Source organism: Echinicola sediminis (genome assembly GCF_054777495.1).
On record NZ_BAAHAP010000091.1, the window covers coordinates 1 to 20695 of the forward strand.

The following is a 20695-nucleotide window of genomic DNA, read 5'->3' on the forward strand; positions in this document are numbered from 1 at the left end:
GTACTTTCTTCTTAAATGCTGATTCTTGTTCTTCTCTCATATCTCTATCTTATGAACTTTAATTGATTTTCAAAGTCTCAGACAGAGTTTAGATTACAGTCTCAATAAAACCACCACAATCAAGTTTTCTATAAAAATCAGGAACTCATCCAAATCAAAAAATCTATATGTCCCTACTATCTCGTAAAAAGCACAACAGCTCCTAACATGCCAAGATGTACGAAGGAAAAGTTCTCAGGATTATTTGAGAAAATCACCCAGAGAACCTTTAAACTTTCATTATATTTTATGTGGCACTGGAACTCATCTAAATCAATCCGGAGGAGTTTAATCCCCATTTTCTCTTGTTAGCTTAGTTTTTTGTAACCAATACTCCACTTATAAATATCACTTGGGGATTATTAACACTTCCGGTAAGTACACCGCCACCACCTCCTTGAACATAGCCCCCCCAGCGGCAAACAGACTTTAAGTTCCCTCTATCCCAGCTGCCTGCTGCCATTTCAACGTCATCAATAAACACCTTGTAATTATACCCATCATCGGTCACTCGGAGATTGAAGCTCTCCCCCACTGATTTACCCGTTGATATCCTTTCATTCTGCCCCCAAGTAATTCCCCTTTTTATGATATCAATATCTCCAGCAGCTGTCACATGCAGCGCCACACCCCAAGCAGGATCAAATTCTCCTTCTGCAGTAGCTTTAGATTGGAATATTTTGACGTCTTTGGAACCATTGTGTCCTGCTACATGGTAGCGTGCAGAGAAGGTCATGACCCTATTTTCATCCCTTCTAATACCTAAATCAGGGGCATAGGCTTCACTTCGGCCTGCCCCCACACGGGTGCTTTGCCAATTTTGGTCTCCCGGAAAGACCCTAAAAACCTGTGTGTTTCCATCTTTTTGGTACCATCGGGTACTTTCACTAGGATCAGTGACCTGGGAATTAAGGGGGTTGTGCCATCTCATTTGACTGTCTGACATCAACGGGCGGGATCCGGTGCTGGTTGTCTCTATACTGCCATTAGGCACATCCACAAAAGTCCCTCTGGTATCTATGGCTCCATTGGCCACCTTGTCCCTCAAAACTGTCCTTTCTTGGTCAGTGGCTGCCCTCGGTTCATCACCTATTAGATTATTCCAAGTAGGGTTCCAATTGGAGTAGGAAGGTGAGGCAGATGAAGGCACCGCATGATCTTTTTTATTTCCCCTTGTACTTTCCTCTTGCACACATGCGGGAAAGAGGCCTGTCAATAAAGTGCTTAGCACAAAAACATAAATGGTTAATTTCATCCGTATTTTTTGGTTAGATTGATGTTAGAGTTTGATTGATCTTACTGGTATTTTTTCCAACTAATCCTCTTAATTAATAAGTCGTCTTGACAAGGAAATCCTTTCCCCATTTATTCCGTAACTCTATTGCCAGGCTGTCAACAAGCTTTTCGTATTCCTTCTTTTCGGCGAGATTATCCAGTTCTAAAGGATCATTGCTATGATCAAACAACATTCTTTCATAGCCTAAACCATTATCATCAGTCCACTCAGTATAAAAAAGGTCGCCCTTAATGATTGTTACGGCATCTTTAAACTTAGCAATGCCCCAATTCTTTTCAGGAGGATTTCCTTCCAAGATGGCAGCCATACTGATGCCTTCAACTGTTTCAGGTACATCTATCCCTATTAGCTCACACAAGGTCGGATAGACATCGATATACTCCGTGATTACCTCCGTTTTTTCACCTTTAGTCTTGCCCGGCACTTTAAGTACAAGAGGTGTCCTAAGTGCTGATTCAAAAGTAGAGTGCTTCGCCCAAAGTTTGTGGTCTCCTAAGTTCCATCCGTGATCTCCCCATAATACAACTATCGTATTTTCATCCAAATTCAATTTTTCCAATTCATCGAGGACTCTTCCAATCTGGGCATCCACATAACTCACTGAAGCATAATATCCATGAATGAGTTCTTTTGCTAAATCATCAGCCAATTGCCCATTTTTAGGAACTTGACTATATTTCCGTAATTCTCCGAAATTATGAAATGCCAAACTCGGGGTTGAGGCAGGCTGATGATAGTTTATTGGGAGTTTAATTTCCATGGGATCATATAGATCCCAATATTTTTTTGGTGCATTAAATGGTAAGTGGGGTTTCATAAAGCCTAATGCTAGGAAAAAAGGGGTCTTACTCCCCTTTAGCTTTCGAAGGTTTTCAATTCCTTTGTTGGCTATTTTTCCATCAAAATATACATCATCTGATACGTCTGCCGATTCAGTTGGATGTCCATAGCCAGTTTCTTCGGTAAGGGTTATATTTTTTTGCAACTGATAATCACGAATATTCCCCTTTGGAAACCAAATCTGATCCCACGCTTGCTCGTCATCATTATTATGATGGTAGATTTTACCATTTGAGATAGTCAGGTAGCCATTCTTCTTCAATACCGCAGGCAAGGATTCCGCTTCGGGATAGTCCAGGTCTTTCCTTGTTCTTGCATCTATAAATCGATAACGGGTGGGACGAGTACCTGTAAGTAGACTGGCCCTAGAGGCACCACAGACAGGTATATTGCAATAGGCCCTAGTAAATACCAAACTTTCACTGGCAAACTTATCCAGATTAGGAGAAGAAATGTTCTGAGATCCATAAAAATTCAGTTCTGGCCGCAAATCATCTACCGCAATAAACAGGATATTTGGCTTTTTTGTAGTATTGGTTGACTTTGCGTTTTTTTTTGTACAATTGACAAATAACAGCGCTACAAACAAGGCGAGTATAAGGCTTTTTAATTTCATGTTTTTAAATTTCATATATTTGATTGACACGAAAGGCAGCTAATTACCAATGCTTAATGATCAAATAATCCTCCGCATTGAGCGTATTCTTCATAGAATCAGGAATAGTCCTTAACCTGGTATTTTGATCTAGTTTAAATCCCTTATTCCCTTCCCCAGTGATTAAAGGCATATTACCTATTTCCTCATTCAAAAAATCGCCTTGCAATTCCATCCATTTAAACAATTCATCACGTAGCCTATTTTTAATACCTTGATAGTCGACATCTTCAATTAGATTGTTTTGCTCAAAGGGGTCACTTTGAAGATCATATAGGACCTCAAAAGGCTCCTCCTTAAAAGCCATCGCTCCTCTACGAATAAAGAAATTAACATTGGGGTTGTCCCCTAGGTTTTGCTCCACCACATCAATGGAGTTGAAATTCCTGATATATTTATATCGCTTATCTCGGATCATCCTTGCGGGAAATACTTCTGATACTAAGATATTTTGATTGGTTCTGACCCCATATACATATTGGTGAATTTCCTGATCCTTCCCCTGTAGCAAGGGCAAAATACTTTTACCATCCAAATCCCCTGCTGACTCGCCCCCAGCGATTTCTAGAAAAGTGGGCAACATATCAACATAGTGAACCAATTGCCCAGAGGCGGTTCCCGCCTCGATGACGCCTGGCCATCGGGCCACAAGAGGTACACGAAGCCCGATATCCTTTACTGTAAACTTTCCGGAAACTCCATGATCAGCACTGTATATAAATAGGGTGTTTTTATCTAAATGCTTATCTACCAATTGTAATACTTTTTCCAGTTGTGTATTGTCTTCCTGAATACTTCGATAATAGCCTGCCTTTTTATTGACAAATGATTTGTCTGATTTTTTATGCTCATTGAAAGGATTAAATTGAATATCTTCCGCCTGGGCATTTTCTACTTTAAAATATTCTGCATGGGGATAGTAAGAAGCGATAAGTAAGAAAAAGGGCTTCTGCCTCTTCTTCTTGAAAAAGTTTTCGATGCTATCCAAAGGAATATATTCTCTCGGGACTCCTTCCTTATATACCCCTTCCCATTCTATGTCCCAGTCAAAAACCTGATCTGGCTTGATATGGCTTTTTCCTGCCAGCACAACCTCATAACCTAGCGCCTGCATTCGTTGGGTGATACTTTCAATATCAGGCTTTACCGGAGTATGGTTAGCAAAACAACCATTTTTGAGGGGGTATTTTCCCGTAAGCAATTGGGAGCGGCTTGGCGCGCAAATAGCTTGACCAGTAAAGGCATTTTCAAACAATAGCCCCTCTCTTGCAAGCCGGTCTACCGCAGGGGTATGGACTTTTTCATTCCCATAGCACCCATAATCATAAATATCCTGATCATCAGCAACATAGAAAATGATATTAGGTTGTTGATAAACTTTCGTTGGACTACTCCCATGTGATACCTTAATATTAGTATCAGCGGTGCTTGATCGTTGACAGCTTGTATTTACAAACGCAAATAGGGCTAACCATCCCAATAGCACCTTATATATACCATTTGCATACCTAAACTGATAATTCTTCATTTTAATATGGATTGAACGATTAAATCATATTTCTTTGTTTTTAATACCTTAGGTCCCCCTTATATTGACCAATATTTGATCTGTGCTGATAATTTAAATCCTTTGATCTCCTGATTTGTCAATTACTAATACATAACCCCTTTTAGTTATTTCTACCACTCAACTCGTCTTTGTTTTACAAATCATTTGTACAAATACAATAAGGCATCTTTATCAAAGGGGTTTTCCAAATTCACTGCCTCTGTGGTGGTCTCTCCATCAACTTCAACCTGCTCACCATTTTTAGGGTTGAGCCAAATGGCCTTATATCCTACATCCGGAAGTGTTAACTGAACAGCGCCTTTTTCTTTTAAATAGACCAGGTAGACCTCTCCCCTTTTGGCCAAAACATAATCCTCCGGATTCGAAGTCAATTCATTTATATTCATCATTTGACTGAGAGGAAGATCATGATCAGTAAAGAAACTATGGGCCACATGGCATTGGTCCCAGAAAAGATCCCGGCTTCTCCAGGATTCGCAGGTCAAATCGGAATGTGCATGTTTATAACCAAAATACCATTCCACACCGCTACCTCCAGCCATTAAGGTTCCCCACAGCGCATTTATCCTAGCGGTATCATGGTCGGGATCCTCGTTATCCGGAAGCAATGAGTGTCCTGCATCCCCAGGTTCATCCACAGCTACTACCAGCTTTCGTCCTGAGACAGCTGAAGCTTTTACCCACTTGTTGGTAACGCGATGTACTCGACTAAAATCAGGTTTATTAGTTTGCACCGAAAATCCCTTGACAGCTGTCATGCTATCTACAAGTGGTTGATAATATTTCTCGTGCTCATTGGGAAAAGTATGTACTACTGAGATATTTTTGTAGGGATCTTTTTCGGCAAAATACCTTGCAAAATCATTGAGCTGTTGTAGTGTATTGGTATTTTCTTCCCCCAAATTCCAGTTTAGTGCCAAATGGTGTGAATATCTGGCTATCAGTTCACGGTAATAAAGTTTTCGTTCACGGCCCAAATCACCACCATCCATCTTTTGATCATTTTCATTCTCCTGGGTCTTGAAATGTAAATACATCCCCTTCATTTCTCCATAAGAAAAGAGTTGTTCCCATTGATCCATTTTGGATACATCAAAGCGGTCATGAATGATATGATTTTCCCATTCGCTTGGCTTTTTTCTTTCACCCGCGGATTTTTCATATTCCTCCAGGCTCACGTTAAGTAAATGAGGAAAAACGTTGCGGTCATCACCATCAACATTAAAGGTTAAAAATGAAAAAGCATTCAATCCCTTTTGGTACAAATAGTTGATTGCACCCATAATATTTTTACCTTTTTGCCTGTCTGCCCCCCATAAATAAGCACTTGCATCTTCATTATAATCCTGGTCATGGTCTTCCCATTTTTTAAGCCGATTTCCTACATTGGGAGTGTCATCAAACTCAAAATAGGCCAACAGGTTTTCAGGAGCATCTACCCCATTTTTCACAAAATATTTTCCCGACTGGCTAAATTGAAGGTAATGTTCTCCCACATACCTCAGCCGACCCTGTGCACGAAGATCTCTCCCGGTCTTATCCGATTCGACTACCTCAAAAGACCCGGTTTGACCATCCATATATCCAGCACTTTCTCCTTCTTCCCCACCTACAGCGACGTCATTTCCTTCCTTAAAGGATACTTTATAATCCCATTGCCCAGGGGCATCTGGCGAAAAGTGGACCCTCCACCTGTTACCTTCTGTAGCAGAGGTAAAGGCAGCATTTCCATCGGCGGCGAAATACCCTGGTACAACAAATGATTTTTCGCCTTGTGAAAAGCTCACCTCTAATCGATAATCGGTAAATGGATTGGGAGAGGCCGTTTCGCTGCTCTCTGGCCCTTCAAAAGTCAGCGTTACCTTATGCCAAACTTTTAATTCCCCACTTATCTGAGGAACTTTGGTGCAAGACATAAAAACCGCCGTTACTATTAATAGAAATAAATCAGGCTTCATATTGAGTATATTTGTTAATGTTCATTTGTATCCTAATCTAGGGGCCACATGATTATTTCAAGAAGATTATTTTTGGAAACAACCATAGTCATAAGTTCTTTTCTTCTAGGGCACATCATACTATTGCCCGAGGTAATAAAATTGCCTTGAATGCTTGCACGTTCTTTCCAATCCTTCCACTTATGACCCTCTGAGGCCGTAAACATCCGAAGATGGGTAGGCGTGTTGACCATAAAATACAATGTGTTGGTAGTTATATCACAATAAAGCTTGGGACGGTCGCCTCTAAAAGTTCCAATGGTATTGCTGGACCATGTATATTTCCCCGTCTCATGGATACCCGTATAATGCACATAGTTGTCTCCGCTCCGCAGTACAACATGTACATTCCCCTGGCCATCCACAGCGCATCCATTGTGATTGGAAAGCCCAGACTCCATAGGGATATCGGCCACTTTGACACCCTCGCTTTCTAGGTTTATAGGAAGGGGGACTGATTGTCCATTGCTGTTCATCCAGCTTTGCCCATTATCCATGGAGCAGGCAAACATTAAGTCGTGATTTGAATAGGCATTGGGTGATTCCCGCCATACCCAAGTTAGGAACAAGGTACTCTTTTGATATTGAACATCATTAAAATATGCACAGCGATTTTCATCGCCCATATATGATCCTTTCGCTCCATCAATAATAACAGAACCCTTGGTCCAAAATCCATCATCATTGTACCTGGCAAACCAGGTATCACCATTTCCACTGCCCCTTTCCCGGTACATAAAAAACAATTCGCCATTGTCTCCATTCACAAACCTCGGATAAGTCACCTTATGGATTGCTGCCCGATTGGACTGAAGGTAATTTCGGACTTCACTAAAGCCACCTGCTGTAAATTTTTCATCGCTGACAGTGGCCATATTTTCATCAGAAATCATATACCTCAGATCCCGTGCATGCATATCAAAGGCCAGGTGAATTCTATTATCCTTAGGGGAAATGGCTATATTGGGCGTATTGTGATTATCAAAAACGCCATTTCGCTTTTCATAAGAATGTGCCAATTCTATCGTTACCCACTGATCTCCTTTGCCATAATTGCTATTTCTTGATACACATAATTTTCTGTCTGCATTGTAAAAAACCACATAGACAAAGTTTTCATAGGCAGCAAGGGCATTTTGCTGCGTGGATGTGGCTATCACCGGATTGACAGACCAACACTTCGAGGAAATGGTGGATCTTGTGTACCCTTCATTTTGGGAAAAGGCAAACACAGGTACCGCAAGAAATAAGTAAATAGCTAGTAATCTTTTCATTTATAGACTTACAGATTGAGCTTATAACTGATTTTTAACGGGTATTTCCAAATTGGTTACCGTAAACAAGGAAATCATTCTTTGTCAAACACTTCAGGAAAATTGGTAACATTTCCCTCTAAAATTAGATTGAATGTAAGGGCTTAAGCTTTAACAATATTCCATAAAAAAGGCCATATCGTACATTTAAAGGGGAGACTGATAAAATAATGGCTGTCAATTGCTAACAAATCAATTGGACAAGTCCAAAACCTTTACCTGTTGGTAACACCTAATGACGACGGGGCCTAATAAGCCGGAAGTTTTCAGTATAGAATCTTTATTCCAATGTTTATAAGAAGAAAAGGTTGTACGCTTTGAGGGACGTTCAGATTTAGACACCAGCCACTGGGGCAAAGATTTAATTTGATTGCCCTCTCGTTCATAATCCAATGGCAAATGCTCATCTCCAATTAACCGGTTCGGCCATAGATTGGTAATTCGTACTTCAAGGATATTTTCTCCTTCCTTAACAAAGTCCTCAATATTGACCCTAAAGGGAGCTTTCCATAAAATCCCCACATTTTCCCCATTGACGATTACTTCGGCTATAACCCCAACACTTCCCAGATCCAATTCTAAGGTATGGCCTTCCATTAAATAGCTATCCAACAAGTCAAATTCCTTACTATAGGTGGCCGTACCAGAAAAATAACGAATCGTTTCTTCCGGAAAATCAGCCCAAGAAGAAAGAGCATTTACTTCGACCATTTCTGAAACATCTTGCTTGATAGGAAAACTCACTTTCCAATTACCTGCCAATTCAATCGGCGCTGGTAAAGACTTCACCTGGACGTTCTGGATTTTTCCTTTTGAAGTGGCGTAGGTCATTGTACCTGGATAAGGGCTTATCCAATTTACTGCATCATCTTCCATTATTACCCTAGGTTCAGGACTCTCTTTTGAAAGATGAAGTATTTCTCCTTCCGGTATGGTGATTGAGTACGTTTCACCACTTGTAGAGTAAGAAATCCTCAACATCTTATTTCTGCCTTCCCTACCTACACTATCTATCAATTCATCGTTTACAGGTATTTCCAAGACTCCCGAGGACAATATATTTTTTATCTTTTGGGTCACATCATGGGTTTGAAAATGCTCAGGTACACCTATGGTCTCTTGTTTGAATTTTCCGAACAGCGCCCGAATGATTTTTAAATCGCCCTTTGCTCCTGCATCAATTTTTACTTCTTCCCTTTCCATGGATGTGGTAATCCCAATGGAATCACCTATAGAATACTTCACCCGCAATTCTTTAGTATATCCCATTGCAGGATCACAATCACACAACTGCCTGTTGGCGGTGATTTCAAGCCGGTTATTCTTAATTTCATCAGAAACCAAACCGGTAATATCAACTAATCCTTCCTGCAAAAATGTACCATATTCAGCTTTGAGTATTTCCAAATTCAACAAAGGCTGAGGCTTGGCTCGAATTAGGTTAGTTTCTGTTTTTATAAGGTGCTCAATCAATTGGTTAGGTTCCTCAAACACCACAAAAACCGCTTCTTCTTGTTTTAAAAGTAGCGGTACACTGGTTGTTCCATCTGGATTTTCCCGCCACTCTGCCAACGCTATCATTTCTCCGGTTTCAGCATTCCAAATTTCGGGCTTTTTCCCTGAGACCCGGAAACGAAATACCATATCCCTACTTTGGTTTTGGGCATTGGCAATAAAGTATATATCCGCTTCCTTTGCTTTCCGATGGATAAAGCTAATACCTAACGGGTTTCCCTGATCCACGGTAAAGTCTGGTGGCAAAGAAGTATTTTTAAGATATTCCTCGATGGTTATGTCTTTTATAAGTCCCTTATCCCATAATTCCTCAGCTATTTGAGCCACTATGTCATCACATTCAGGATATCCTCTCAAGCTGGGGGATTTTTTAGGTTTTGTTCCTATTACCATGGCCCCTGCTTTTACCAACTTTTCTATCTTTTTCAAAGTTTCAGGTCTTATCCATTCCATATCCGGCAAAACCAATACCCGGTAATTTCCTCCAACAGAAGTATGGATTTGCCCATTTTCAACTTTCAGCGATCCTAGTTTGTTGGCTCCTATCAAATCATAATCATAGCCCAGGGATTGGATTTCCGGCAAAAGAAAAGCTGTATTCGGTGACGAATCTCCTGTAAATACCAATACATCAGCAACATTTTTTCCTTGCTGTAATAAAAACTGGGACCTCGCTATATAATCCATAAACGCCTTTCCCTGGCTCCACCAAGTATTCAATCGATTAAAATCAGTTCCAAAATAACTAAGGGCCATACCCGGACCAATATCCCAAGGTTGATGAACATAGGTATGGAAAATAAACCGATTGATGCCTTGAGCCCAAGCTTGATCCCCAATGGCCTTTAATTTGGCAGGATGTTCATCCCAGCCTCCAATCCCGGTAAAGGATTCTGCACCCACAATAACACTACCATTCAAATGTGCTATGGAGGATACAAACTTTGGAGAATCGAAAAAAGGGTATCCACCACTCCAAAACTCACACATGACGATATCACCTGTTGCTCCTACCTGCATATTATCAAATGGTCCCCAATAGGGCTCTACGGAGAACTTCATCCCGGCCTGATGGCACAATTGACCAAAATAGCCGTAATAATTCTCCGCTATCAAATCCCCTATAGTACGGCGAAAATCCCATAGGAAACGCTCTGTTTCTTCTCCACTCTCTATATAATACCCGGCCAATGTTGGTAAATACATAAGACTATTATACCCTCTTAACCTCTCGAACTCCCTATCGAATCCGGCAGTCCAGTTGGCGGTTCCCACCTCATAACTATCGATTAGACAATTTTTGACCACAGTACCGATAAGATCCCCAAGTTTATTGACTACGGGTTGAACTCCTCCCTTCCAATGCTCCTCTACTGCCTTCTTGCTCATCTTATCGCATTCCAAACCAATGCCGCCGGCTATAGCAGGATGGTTCTTTTTCCCCGTAGGTGTATGGCCAAGCCTTAGTATTACCCATTCTCCTTTTGGAACTTCCCACTCCAATTTGCCTTCCTTTGAAATTTTGGATGTAAGGTCAATAACCTCCTCTTTATCGACCATAGCAGTACTAGGGATTTCTTTGGTATCAGGGGTCAAGTGGTTCCTTATCCGCCCTGATAAAGTCTTAAAGTCCAAGCCGTCGATCTTAATGTCCTTTTCCGGTTTTGGGAAAGCCAATATGGCGATGTCCTGATAATAATTTAGTCTAGTTTCTGGCTGGGGAAAAAGTTCGTTATAAGTATCCCCTCCCTCAATATGCACTTCGCTGTAAACCACCGTTTGCATGGCATTTTCTGGGGTGATCCAAGGCCCTCCACTGGAAGACCAGCCTGAACTATTATGAAATGAAAGCTCTAAATTCAGTCGCCTTGCTTCTTTGGCAGCAAAGTGAAAATAATCCAACCATTCCTCACCTAGGTATTCCACTGGTCCATGTGGAAAGTCCAAATGAACATTGAAAAGTTGTGCCTCCTGAATACCCACTTCTTTCATGGCTTCGAGATCGGCTGTGATTCCTTTTTTCGACACATTCCCACTGATCCAATGCCACCAAGTTCGGGCTTTGGCTTCAGCTGTGGGGTTTTCAAACCCCTCTTGAAGCAGACGCCCCATGCCAGAAGCATAATTTTGTCCACTTACCATGAAGGGACTGCTCAGGAGAAAGAAACAACACGTAATAAAAAAAAGCTTAGCAATTATGTTCATGGATCAATCAATAAACATTTCATCTATATATGGTCCACTTTCACCGATAGTCTTTAATTGAATGCTATTTGCCCCAGACTTGAAGTTGACAATCGTATTAACGAATCCCCATTCCTTTACCCAGCCTCCGGTAGCTTTAAATTCGAAGGTTTTTATATACTCATCATTAACATACAACTCCATTGGATACATTTTTCCCGCATCGTTGTGCATGTACCGGAAACGTATACTAAAATCTCCTGCTTCCCCATCATTTTCTTGGTACCAGGTAATGCTGCCTTCTCCGTCTTCGAACACCACAAAACCGTTGCCTTTAAATCTGTGGGCCTGATCACTTGTCTTTGCTTTCCCTTCCAAAACGGCATCCTCTGCTCCCAAATTGACTCCCCTGCCAATCCACATATCCGCAGAATGTTCATCCCCCCAAAATAGTCCCTCGCTTTCTCCAAATGCTTCCTCCATCTTAAGAACAACCTTTCCATCTTTTAAAACTACCGCTCTAACCGTGGTATCAGTATCAATTTTAAAAGGGCCAGTATAAACCAAGTCACTTTTTTCCGGATCAGAACCATCAAGGCTATATTTTATCACTAAAGGAGAAAAATGTTTCTTACCATTAATCAATACTTCCTTTGCATCAATGGAGATTTCGTTCGATACAAAAAGAGCTTTGTCTCCGAGAATGGCAGCTGTAATTACGGAGGCATCTTGACCATTTCCTTTTGCTTCTAAAAACGATCTGACCTTCCCAAAAAACATACTTCTAAAATCGGCCTTCGTACGACTGGTAGGGTCTATGGGGTTACCATTTTCGATGGATACTTTTCGAATATTCCCCACCAATTTGTAGTAAACTTTGTTTTCAGCATATGGGAACAGATTACCGCCCTTATCCATCCCCTTTGATGTCAAAATGAAACTTGCAGGATAGCCATCTTCAGCGGGTAACTTCGTCAATGTGTTTTCCAACTTACTAGGCTGTTTGCTGGTGTTAAATACGGTTCGTTTTACCTCCTTGCCACCCTTATAGGCGACTGCTTCAATTTTTCCTTCTTCATAGGGCACCATCCACTCGCACTGCATTTCATTCCAGACTTTTCCCGGGCTATCCTTGCCCAACGACTTGCCGTTGAGAAACAACTCTACCTCCTCTGCATTGGAATAAACCCAAACGGGAATTACCGTCCCCCTCTCCATTCTGGGATGGGTCCAGCTTGGCAGCATGTGGAGCATGGTCTCTTTGGTCCATTGACTTTGATAGAAGTAATACAGATCCTTTTTTAAACCGGCCACATCCACTACTCCGCCCATAAATAGATTGAAAGGAAGCCCTCCATGAACCAAACCTGCCTCTCCGTAATAATCAAAACCAGTCCAACGAAAATGTCCGCTGTGCCAAGGATTGTCCCGCATCACTTCCCAATTTTTCCTGGCAGATATCCTCACCGTTGCATTGTCATAGGAAGAGTTAAATCGCTGTTTCCTGTTATTCCAGATTTTAGGATCGGCCCATTCATAAAAGAAGATCTCCTTTTTGGTCAAGTTGGGCAAAGGATACGTATTGGGCAATTCATTGTCCCGCCACCATGTTTGTGTTCTGTAATAGCCACGCGTTTGCCAGGTATGTGGAGCTTCTGTCGAGATGAAAGGTTTATCAAAGCGATTTCCTTCGATAAAAGACCTGTTCTCGGAACCGCCATTGATACCTGCCACTTCCATGTCTTCAGTATTTCCTGAACCCGATGTAAACAACCGGGTGTTGTCTAAACTTTTGCCAAATTTGATCAATTCAGGTGCGATATCACTGTGGGTTTCATTTCCCAAACTGTACACAAAAACACTTGGATGGTTACGGTCCCGGGTGATCCACTCGGTCATATCCCTCTTCCACCATTTGTCGAAGGCCTGCTTACCATAGTCCTCAGGAGCCTTCTTATGCCATCCATCGAAGATCTCATCCATCACCAACAGGCCAATTTCATCACACAGGTCATAAAACATAGGAGGGTATGGGTTATGGGCCGGACGGATAGCATTGACTCCCATATCCTTTAATAACTCTAGCTTCCAACGTAACATGGGCTTTGTCCAGGCTCCCCCTACAGGCCCACCTTCCCAATGTTCACATACCCCTTTTAACTTTATGTTCTCACCATTAAGCCAAAAACCTGTCTCGCTTTCCCAACCGACCGTCCTGAATCCAAAATTAGTTTGAACTTCATCGATCGGGGTTGTTCCTTCAAAAACCCGAGAAACCATCGTGTATAAAATGGGGGTTTCAGGACTCCATAATTTGGGATTTTCTACCTCCAAATCTACGTTTATACTGTCCCTAGGCTCCAATTTCCGGCTGGTGGTGTTTAATACTTTTCCCTCAGGAGAGAGAAGCCTTATTTCCAATGATTTATTTTCAAGACTCCCTGCAATTTCGATTTTGGTGTTTACCCTTGCAAGCTTGCTATCAATGAGTGGCGTCGTAATAAAAATACCATTTGGTAAAATATGTGTAGGGTTTACCTCTATCAAATTAACCGCTGCATAAATCCCACAGGGGTGATACCAACGGGCAGAAGGCTCCAGACTATTATCTACCCTCACTGCAATGGTGTTGGATCCTTCCTTTAAGAATTTGGAAATATTGTAACGAAAACTGATATAGCCATAGGGCCTTTTCCCCAAGTAATTTCCATTTACCCATACTTCACTGTTCATATAAACGCCATCAAAGTTGATATAGGTGACGTTGAATAAACTGCTGGCATTGATGTGAAAGGACTTCCGGTACCAACCAACCCCTCCATCGTGGTATCCGCCCCCTTGACCTTGATCACCTCCTTTTCTCACCCCTTTTTCAAAAGCCCAATCGTGTGGCACGTCAAGCACCTCCCAGTGCGCATCATCATAATCAGTACTGGAAAATGCAGCGCTATCCGCCAGGATAAAATGCCAGTCATTATTAAAATTGGAGATTATTCTTTGAGAAAAAACTGGGGCAGATAAAAAGATTATAAGAAGGGTAAGAAAGGTTGATTTAATAGAAATCATAAAGTCGGGTTATTTTAGGGGTATAAATCATTTATTAGGGAATGCCTAGAACAGCTTAATTTTCAGTTTCAATAGTCATTCATTGTTGTAAATAGCCAGAATAGCAGCTTCTTGAACAGCTTATGCCCCCATATTAATGCCCAGCTCAACATTGTACCTTAACTGGTATTTAGGAAACCAATTTTAAACAGTAGTATGCTATTCTGTCGCAAGGCATTTGCTGCCATATTCGAAACCGTAAGAGGACTTATATCTCCTATATCAAGAGCTCCTTCCAATAGAATGAAGTTGTGGTCACCTCATCAGAGCTCTTTAACTTTTAGATTTCTCCAATGAATAATCCCTTGTTTTCCTCCATGAACTTGTAATCCAATAAATCCTTTAGGGAAATCATCATTCTCATCGATCCAGTGTGCCGCAGGGATTCCATTAATCCAGGTTTTAAACACATTTCCCTTGACCTTTACGGTCAGACGATTCCAAGTACCTCTGTTAATTGCCGTTTTAAGCGGAGCATGTTCGGGGGCTTTCAATGGGTAAAACCAGCCACCACAATTTTGCCCATAAATCCCTCCTGACCAACCGCGACCATTTTTGGCCAGATCTTCCATTTCCACTTGGGGACCGATTACGGTGTTTCTACCGGAATCCTTCCGAATGCGGGACCGTACCTGGACACCGGTGTTTCCATCCACTTCCCATTTGGTCTCACAGGTAAAAATAAAATCAACATATTCCTCTTCGGTACACAAAAAGGTGCTAGGCCCCTCACCACAAGTTCCAACTATCTCTCCATCCTTCACTTCAAATTCCATAGTCCCTTGAAGGGGTGCCCATCCTTCCAAATCCTCACCATTAAATAGATGCACAAAATTATCTGAGTATAAATCGGGCTCCTTTTCCGTGTTAAGTAACTGAGAAGACGAAACTTTCTCTTTCTGAAGGCTTGATGGCTTGTTTTGTCCCTTCACCTGGTAAGTGATTGCCAAAACAAAAGCAAGAATTAAGATCCGTTTCAATTTATTGATCAGTTATTTAAGTTGATGATAAGCTCCCCATTTCGAAAAAGTATCCATACATTGATATCATTTCCTCAAGGAAATATTCTCTAGGGCGTTATCCATTAACCGGCTCTTAAAAGCAAGAACTTATTTCTGCAGTTTTAATACCTCACTGCCTGCCAAAAGAAAAGCACCAGTCCCAAAGTTTTGCCAACTATCCACACTAGCCGGTTCTGGTGATGCCCCTATATTTTGGACCCAACCTACCATCCCATCTTTATGCTGGCATTTTACCAAAGCCTTCCAGGCTTTTTTAACCACAGGTAGGTAGTCCTCTTTATCTAAATACCCATTATTTATTCCCCAAGCAAGGGCATAGGTAAAGAAACCACTCCCACTTACTTCACCATGGTCAAAGGATTCAGGATTCAATAAACTGGTTCTCCATAGTCCATCCTTCTGCTGGAGAGCATTAATCCGCTTAGCCATTTGAACAAATAATTCTTCATAAAATTCTCTGTGTTCATAGTCCTTGGGCATATCTTCCAGGATTAAAGCCAAGCCTCCTATGACCCAGCCATTACCTCGTGACCAAAACACCTTTTTACTATTTTTCTCTTTAATATCTTTGTCCGAACCTTCCCATATAAACCTAGCATCTCTGGCAAAAAGATGTTCTTCATGATCATACAGTTTATCGTAGGTTTCCTTGTAATACTTATGCATTGCATCCAGATATTGTTGGTTTCCAGTATGTTTAGCATAGAGGTTGATAACAGGAGGAGCCATAAAAAGGGCGTCACACCACCACCATAATATATTCTGGACTTTTTCTCCATTTTTAGGATTTTTCCATTTGTTCTCCTCAAACAAATGCTCATCTAAAAAAGCTTTAGTAGGCGTTAAGTCTACCAAACCCTTTCTTCCCTCTGTCATATCTACATAAAGATATCCGTAAGAAATGGCAATATCATCGGCATGTTCTCTCCTAATAAAGGTTTCCCAGTCATTTTGGTGTCCCATGTTTTTTAGGGCAGCCATAAACAACTGGTCTCCTGTTGCTGCATGTGCTCTAGCTACACCGGTATAATAGGCACCATTGGTCCAGTCAGTAGGGTCTACAGCATAAATAGGATGGGCTTCCTGCCATTCCATGGCGGCTATCATATCCTCCTTGATTCTATCCTCATCGAAAACACTTTGGGCGCCAACTGGTCCAAGAGTAGCTATGACTAGTATAATATTGATTACTATTAACCGAGACAATAGTTTATCCATCATTTTAAGTATCATTAATTAGTTTATTGAACAGTTTGATAAGCTCGTCAAACCCAAACCTTAAAAAGCTTGATTGATTAACAAAATTATGAGTGGGTAAGAGAGCTTACCTAAAAGGAATTTATTTTGAGTTGAATAGTATGCTTACCGGGCCCAAGCCGAACACCTTCAAAAGCGGAAGGTACTTTTTCCCCATTATGGATAAAATCCTTACCGTTTACATCTTTTAGGGAAAATTCAGCTACCATATTGGCAGGTATTTCAATTTCATAAGTTTGTAACCTAGGGTTATTGTAGGTATAGCTTGCCTTAATGGGACCTTTGATGGTTGGTACTTGAATTGAACTGGATTTTAAATCGGCGAGTTGAGGTTGGATCGTAGTAATCCCAAATCCAGGGGTTTTTGGTTTAATTCCCCACAAACCCCTAGGAATAATATTAGCAGGAACTGCTCCCCAAGCGTGATTCCAGTCAAGATTAAATTTGTACTTGTTATCCCAAGCCTCTAAAGTAATCGTAGAACCTATCCGAATCATATTGTACCAACTTCTATCACTGGTATCGGTTAACAGTTCTAGGGCATAATCATCTTCCCCTGCATTATAAAGTCCATCCATCAAATACTGGGAACCGTAAACACTGCAGGCCATGCGCCTGGATTTTACAAATTCCACCACTGAAGCTTTATATTCATCGGGGACCAATCCAAAAGCAAGAGGCATCATATTAGCGTGTAAAGAAGCATGATCCGTTCCAATGCCATCTACATAAACTCCTCTTTCTTTATCAAACATTTGGTCGTTAAGCGCTTTTTTTACTTTGGCAGCCCTAACATCAAAATCCAAGTATTCTTGAGTTTTGCCCAGTATCTTGGCAAACTCAGCCATAATCTTCATGTTCTCAAAATAGAATGCATTGATAACCGTATTGTAGGGCATAAACACAAAGCCGTCTTGCTCACCGAGAAATGTACTATCACCACCAAACCTTGCTGGTGGCCAATCCACAATATCGGTCAGCTTTTTATGGTAACCCTCTTCAAAACCCAACTTGAGCATGTAATCATGGTCTACACTGTCCGAAGTGATCAATCCATCTTCATTGGCCAATTCATAAAGGGTTTTATATTTTAAAGGCTCATAATACCGCTCTATTAGTTCAGTGTTTCCAGTATACATATAATCAGCATATAACATCAAGGCCACGTGTTGTTGCCATTCCGTTGGCCAGGTAGGGTGTTCCATAAAATATTCAATGGTTCTTCGGGCCATCGAATACTCCTGATCTGTGGTATAGTGGCTTAACTGGTTCAGGTAGGCATCCGCTTCATAAGGGATACGTTCACGGTCCCCATCCACATAAAGTCCATTGAATGTGGTTGCCTTAATGGAATACTTGCACAAATCCCAAATTTGATTTAAAATGTCATCTGAACTTTGGAAAGAACTGGCCTTGTCGTCAAAATAAGTATGGTACGCTAACTGTGTAAAATTATCAGCACTCACTTCTCCTTTAATACCTTCTACTTCGGCGTAGCGATAAGGGACCAATATTGGTGTACCCTCCGGTAAGGGAAGTGCTTTGTTTGGCAAAGTATTTTTAACGTTTACAAGAACAGGTAATTGATAATTTGTTTTACCGGGTTCTACCCCAACCTTTATTTCCTGAAAACGGATATTGCTTTTTTCGGGAGGGGTACGGTTGATGTATTGTCCATCCAACATTTCTCCCACTCTAAATATCAGATTATCCGGTTCTTGTGTTTTATAGTTAAACTCCATAGTGGCAAAAGCCGCTTTGCCGAAATCCATAAAATAAACGTCCTCTCTTTTTTCAAATACCTGAGGATGGACTTTACTTACTTCTTGGGTATTGGCAGTTGAGATCATACCATTATCACTGCTACCTATCGTAAATTTTTGAGGCGCAGAATAATCTACTAATCTATTTTCTTCATCCCAAATTCTTACTTTCCAATAATATTCCTTCCCTGGTTTCAAAGGGGCCCCCAGATATTCCACATTATTTGAGGCAGAAGAACGCACTTGACCACTGTCCCAAAGATCACCATTATTGGAATCAATTAACTTTCTGTCAGAAGCGACTAATATTTGGTAGGCGGATTGAAACTTTAACAGACTTGCTATTCTCCACCCAAACTCAGGTTTAGTATCCAGCACCTTAACACCGTTTTCAGGTTCCCGAATAAGCTCTACTGTCAAACCGGTGGGCGCAGCCCTATAAGCATCACCAAATTTTTCAATGAGTTCATCACATTTTGATCGTAGTTTCTCTGCTACCTCTTTATATTTTGGGTCATTGATTAGGTTGTTAATTTCCAATGGATCCTTTTTAAGGTGGTAGAGTTCCTCAATGGTCTTATCATTCACATATCGGAAATATTTCCATTCTTCTGTACGAACCCCCTCACTTGGAGGAATCTCCTCAAATTCCCAAATGTGTTCAATTAACACCGTATCCCTTTGTAAATGTCTATTTTCTTTATTCACAAGAGGCATCAAACTCTTTCCCTGCCAGCTGCTGGGAGCTTCAACACCCGCTATATCTGCAATCGTGGAGGTTACATCGATATTTAGGACCATGTCTTTTATATCACGCTGCCTTTTCACTCTTGGATCATAAATGATCAGAGGAACGCGAATTGAATTATCATACATGAGCCATTTTCCTGCAAGTTGCCGTTCTCCCAAAAAATAACCGTTATCTCCCATAACGATAATTACGGTATTTTCATCCAAGCCCCTTTCTTTCAATTTACTACGAATCTTGGTTATTTCTTGATCAATCCCGGATATCATCCTGTAATAGCCTTTCAAACTATGTTGGTATTTCTCTGGGGTATCATATCTCCAAGTCCACCGGAGCCTATTAAACCCATCTCTAACAAACTTTGGTTGGGACTGAAAATATTTATCATCCCCTAAAACCGGTCCCGGAATGGTAGTGTCTTCAAGGAGGTTTGCAGTGGTATTCTGCCAAAAATACTGTTCAGGGGCACCATCATGGGCATGAGGAGCGCTAAAGCTAAGGGACAGACAAAAAGGTTGATCTTGTGGCGCCTTGTCTATAAAATCCAATGCTTGTTGACCAGTGTATCTGGTTAAATGTACCGTATCACCATCCAAAGTTTTGTAGTAATATCCCCTGCGGTCTTTGTATTGATTGTTTCGGTCATAAGATTCATATTCGTCAAATTGCTTGTCCAAAGCATCGTATCTGACACCATATTTACCATAAAAAGCCGTATAATACCCGCCGTTTTTTAGTACCGTTGGATAAGAGTTTCCCATGTACTCTTCCCTAATATTCCCCGTCTGAAAATTAAAATTATGGGATCTTTCATGTAATCCGGTAAAAATACTGGCCCTACTGGCAGCGCAAATGGGAGTAGTAACTATAGCCGTTTCAAAATAGGTTCCTGACTTGGCCAGATTATCCATTTCAGGAGTTTGGACATATTTATTCCCCGCATATCCCAAGGCATCAAAGCGTTGGTCATCTGTCAAAATAAAAATAATATTTGGTTTCTTTTGATCTTCTAATTTTTGTTGACAAAAAGCTCTTTCCCATCCAAGTAGAAGATAGAATAAGCTAAATATTAAAGTTAACTTTTGCATTAGTTAATGGTTATTTTTTTTAACTCCCTAGCATCAATTACCTCTAAACTTTTAAAGGCTTCAGGAGCAGAAACTAAATTACTATAAACAACTCTTTTATCTATCCTGTATCCTTATGGGTGAATTATGGCCAAACTAAAATTGCTTTGGGTAATTTTTGCCAATGTGTTTATGAAAAGTTACTCCTTAAAAAATTAGAATTTTACAATGAACCTCGATTAATGAACATGAACTTATTCTTTACCTGTTTTTTTTCATTATTTATCACATATTTGGCAGCTGTTTTTGCCATTTCTTCAAAA

At 40.9% G+C, this 20695-nt stretch carries 10 protein-coding genes; all 10 read right to left on the reverse strand.

What is annotated here, in order from left to right; translation table 11 throughout:
• Nucleotides 1–352 precede the first annotated feature (352 nt).
• The 10 genes from ACYVAA_RS18365 to ACYVAA_RS18410 all read right to left on the reverse strand — a co-directional run bounded on the left by ACYVAA_RS18365 (nt 353) and on the right by ACYVAA_RS18410 (nt 20393).
• Nucleotides 353–1294 (reverse strand): hypothetical protein, encoded by a 942-nt coding sequence (locus tag ACYVAA_RS18365; RefSeq protein WP_460544531.1) that lies wholly within the window; start codon nt 1292–1294, stop codon nt 353–355.
• 73 nt (nt 1295–1367) lie between these two features.
• The gene (locus ACYVAA_RS18370) at nt 1368–2792 is read right to left on the reverse strand and encodes a sulfatase (protein ID WP_460544533.1); all 1425 of its coding nucleotides are present in this window, start codon (nt 2790–2792) and stop codon (nt 1368–1370) included.
• 43 nt (nt 2793–2835) lie between these two features.
• On the reverse strand, nt 2836–4359 hold the full coding sequence (locus tag ACYVAA_RS18375; RefSeq protein WP_460544535.1) for a sulfatase family protein: 1524 nt from the start codon (nt 4357–4359) through the stop codon (nt 2836–2838).
• Between the two features lie 182 nt (nt 4360–4541).
• Complete coding sequence (locus ACYVAA_RS18380; RefSeq protein ID WP_460544537.1) at nt 4542–6317, reverse strand: DUF5060 domain-containing protein; 1776 nt, start codon at nt 6315–6317, stop codon at nt 4542–4544.
• A gap of 74 nt (nt 6318–6391) precedes the next feature.
• Nucleotides 6392–7672 carry a BNR-4 repeat-containing protein gene (locus ACYVAA_RS18385; RefSeq protein WP_460544539.1) on the reverse strand — a complete coding sequence of 427 codons (1281 nt, stop codon included), beginning with the start codon at nt 7670–7672 and terminating at the stop codon, nt 6392–6394.
• A gap of 231 nt (nt 7673–7903) precedes the next feature.
• A complete protein-coding gene (locus ACYVAA_RS18390; protein ID WP_460544541.1) occupies nt 7904–11368 on the reverse strand; it encodes a glycosyl hydrolase in 3465 nt (1154 codons plus the stop codon).
• A 66-nt stretch (nt 11369–11434) separates the two neighbouring features.
• Nucleotides 11435–14476: a glycoside hydrolase family 2 TIM barrel-domain containing protein gene (locus tag ACYVAA_RS18395; protein ID WP_460544543.1), complete on the reverse strand. Its 3042-nt coding sequence runs from the start codon at nt 14474–14476 to the stop codon at nt 11435–11437.
• 302 nt (nt 14477–14778) lie between these two features.
• A complete protein-coding gene (locus ACYVAA_RS18400; RefSeq protein ID WP_460544545.1) occupies nt 14779–15495 on the reverse strand; it encodes a 3-keto-disaccharide hydrolase in 717 nt (238 codons plus the stop codon).
• Nucleotides 15496–15624: 129 nt separating this feature from the next.
• Complete coding sequence (locus ACYVAA_RS18405) at nt 15625–16758, reverse strand: glycoside hydrolase family 88/105 protein (RefSeq protein WP_460544547.1); 1134 nt, start codon at nt 16756–16758, stop codon at nt 15625–15627.
• Nucleotides 16759–16865: 107 nt separating this feature from the next.
• Nucleotides 16866–20393 (reverse strand): alpha-L-rhamnosidase-related protein, encoded by a 3528-nt coding sequence (locus tag ACYVAA_RS18410; RefSeq protein ID WP_460544549.1) that lies wholly within the window; start codon nt 20391–20393, stop codon nt 16866–16868.
• Nucleotides 20394–20695 lie beyond the last annotated feature (302 nt).

Excerpts from the sequence above, each read along its gene's own strand:
- ACYVAA_RS18365 (WP_460544531.1), bottom strand. The coding sequence starts at position 1,294 with ATGAAATTAACCATTTATGTTTTTGTGCTAAGCACTTTATTGACAGGC.
- ACYVAA_RS18370 (WP_460544533.1), bottom strand. The coding sequence starts at position 2,792 with ATGAAATTAAAAAGCCTTATACTCGCCTTGTTTGTAGCGCTGTTATTT.
- ACYVAA_RS18375 (WP_460544535.1), bottom strand. The coding sequence starts at position 4,359 with ATGAAGAATTATCAGTTTAGGTATGCAAATGGTATATATAAGGTGCTA.
- ACYVAA_RS18380 (WP_460544537.1), bottom strand. The coding sequence starts at position 6,317 with ATGTCTTGCACCAAAGTTCCTCAGATAAGTGGGGAATTAAAAGTTTGG.
- ACYVAA_RS18385 (WP_460544539.1), bottom strand. The coding sequence starts at position 7,672 with ATGAAAAGATTACTAGCTATTTACTTATTTCTTGCGGTACCTGTGTTT.
- ACYVAA_RS18390 (WP_460544541.1), bottom strand. The coding sequence starts at position 11,368 with ATGGTAAGTGGACAAAATTATGCTTCTGGCATGGGGCGTCTGCTTCAA.
- ACYVAA_RS18395 (WP_460544543.1), bottom strand. The coding sequence starts at position 14,476 with ATGATTTCTATTAAATCAACCTTTCTTACCCTTCTTATAATCTTTTTA.
- ACYVAA_RS18405 (WP_460544547.1), bottom strand. The coding sequence starts at position 16,758 with ATGATGGATAAACTATTGTCTCGGTTAATAGTAATCAATATTATACTA.
- ACYVAA_RS18410 (WP_460544549.1), bottom strand. The coding sequence starts at position 20,393 with ATGCAAAAGTTAACTTTAATATTTAGCTTATTCTATCTTCTACTTGGA.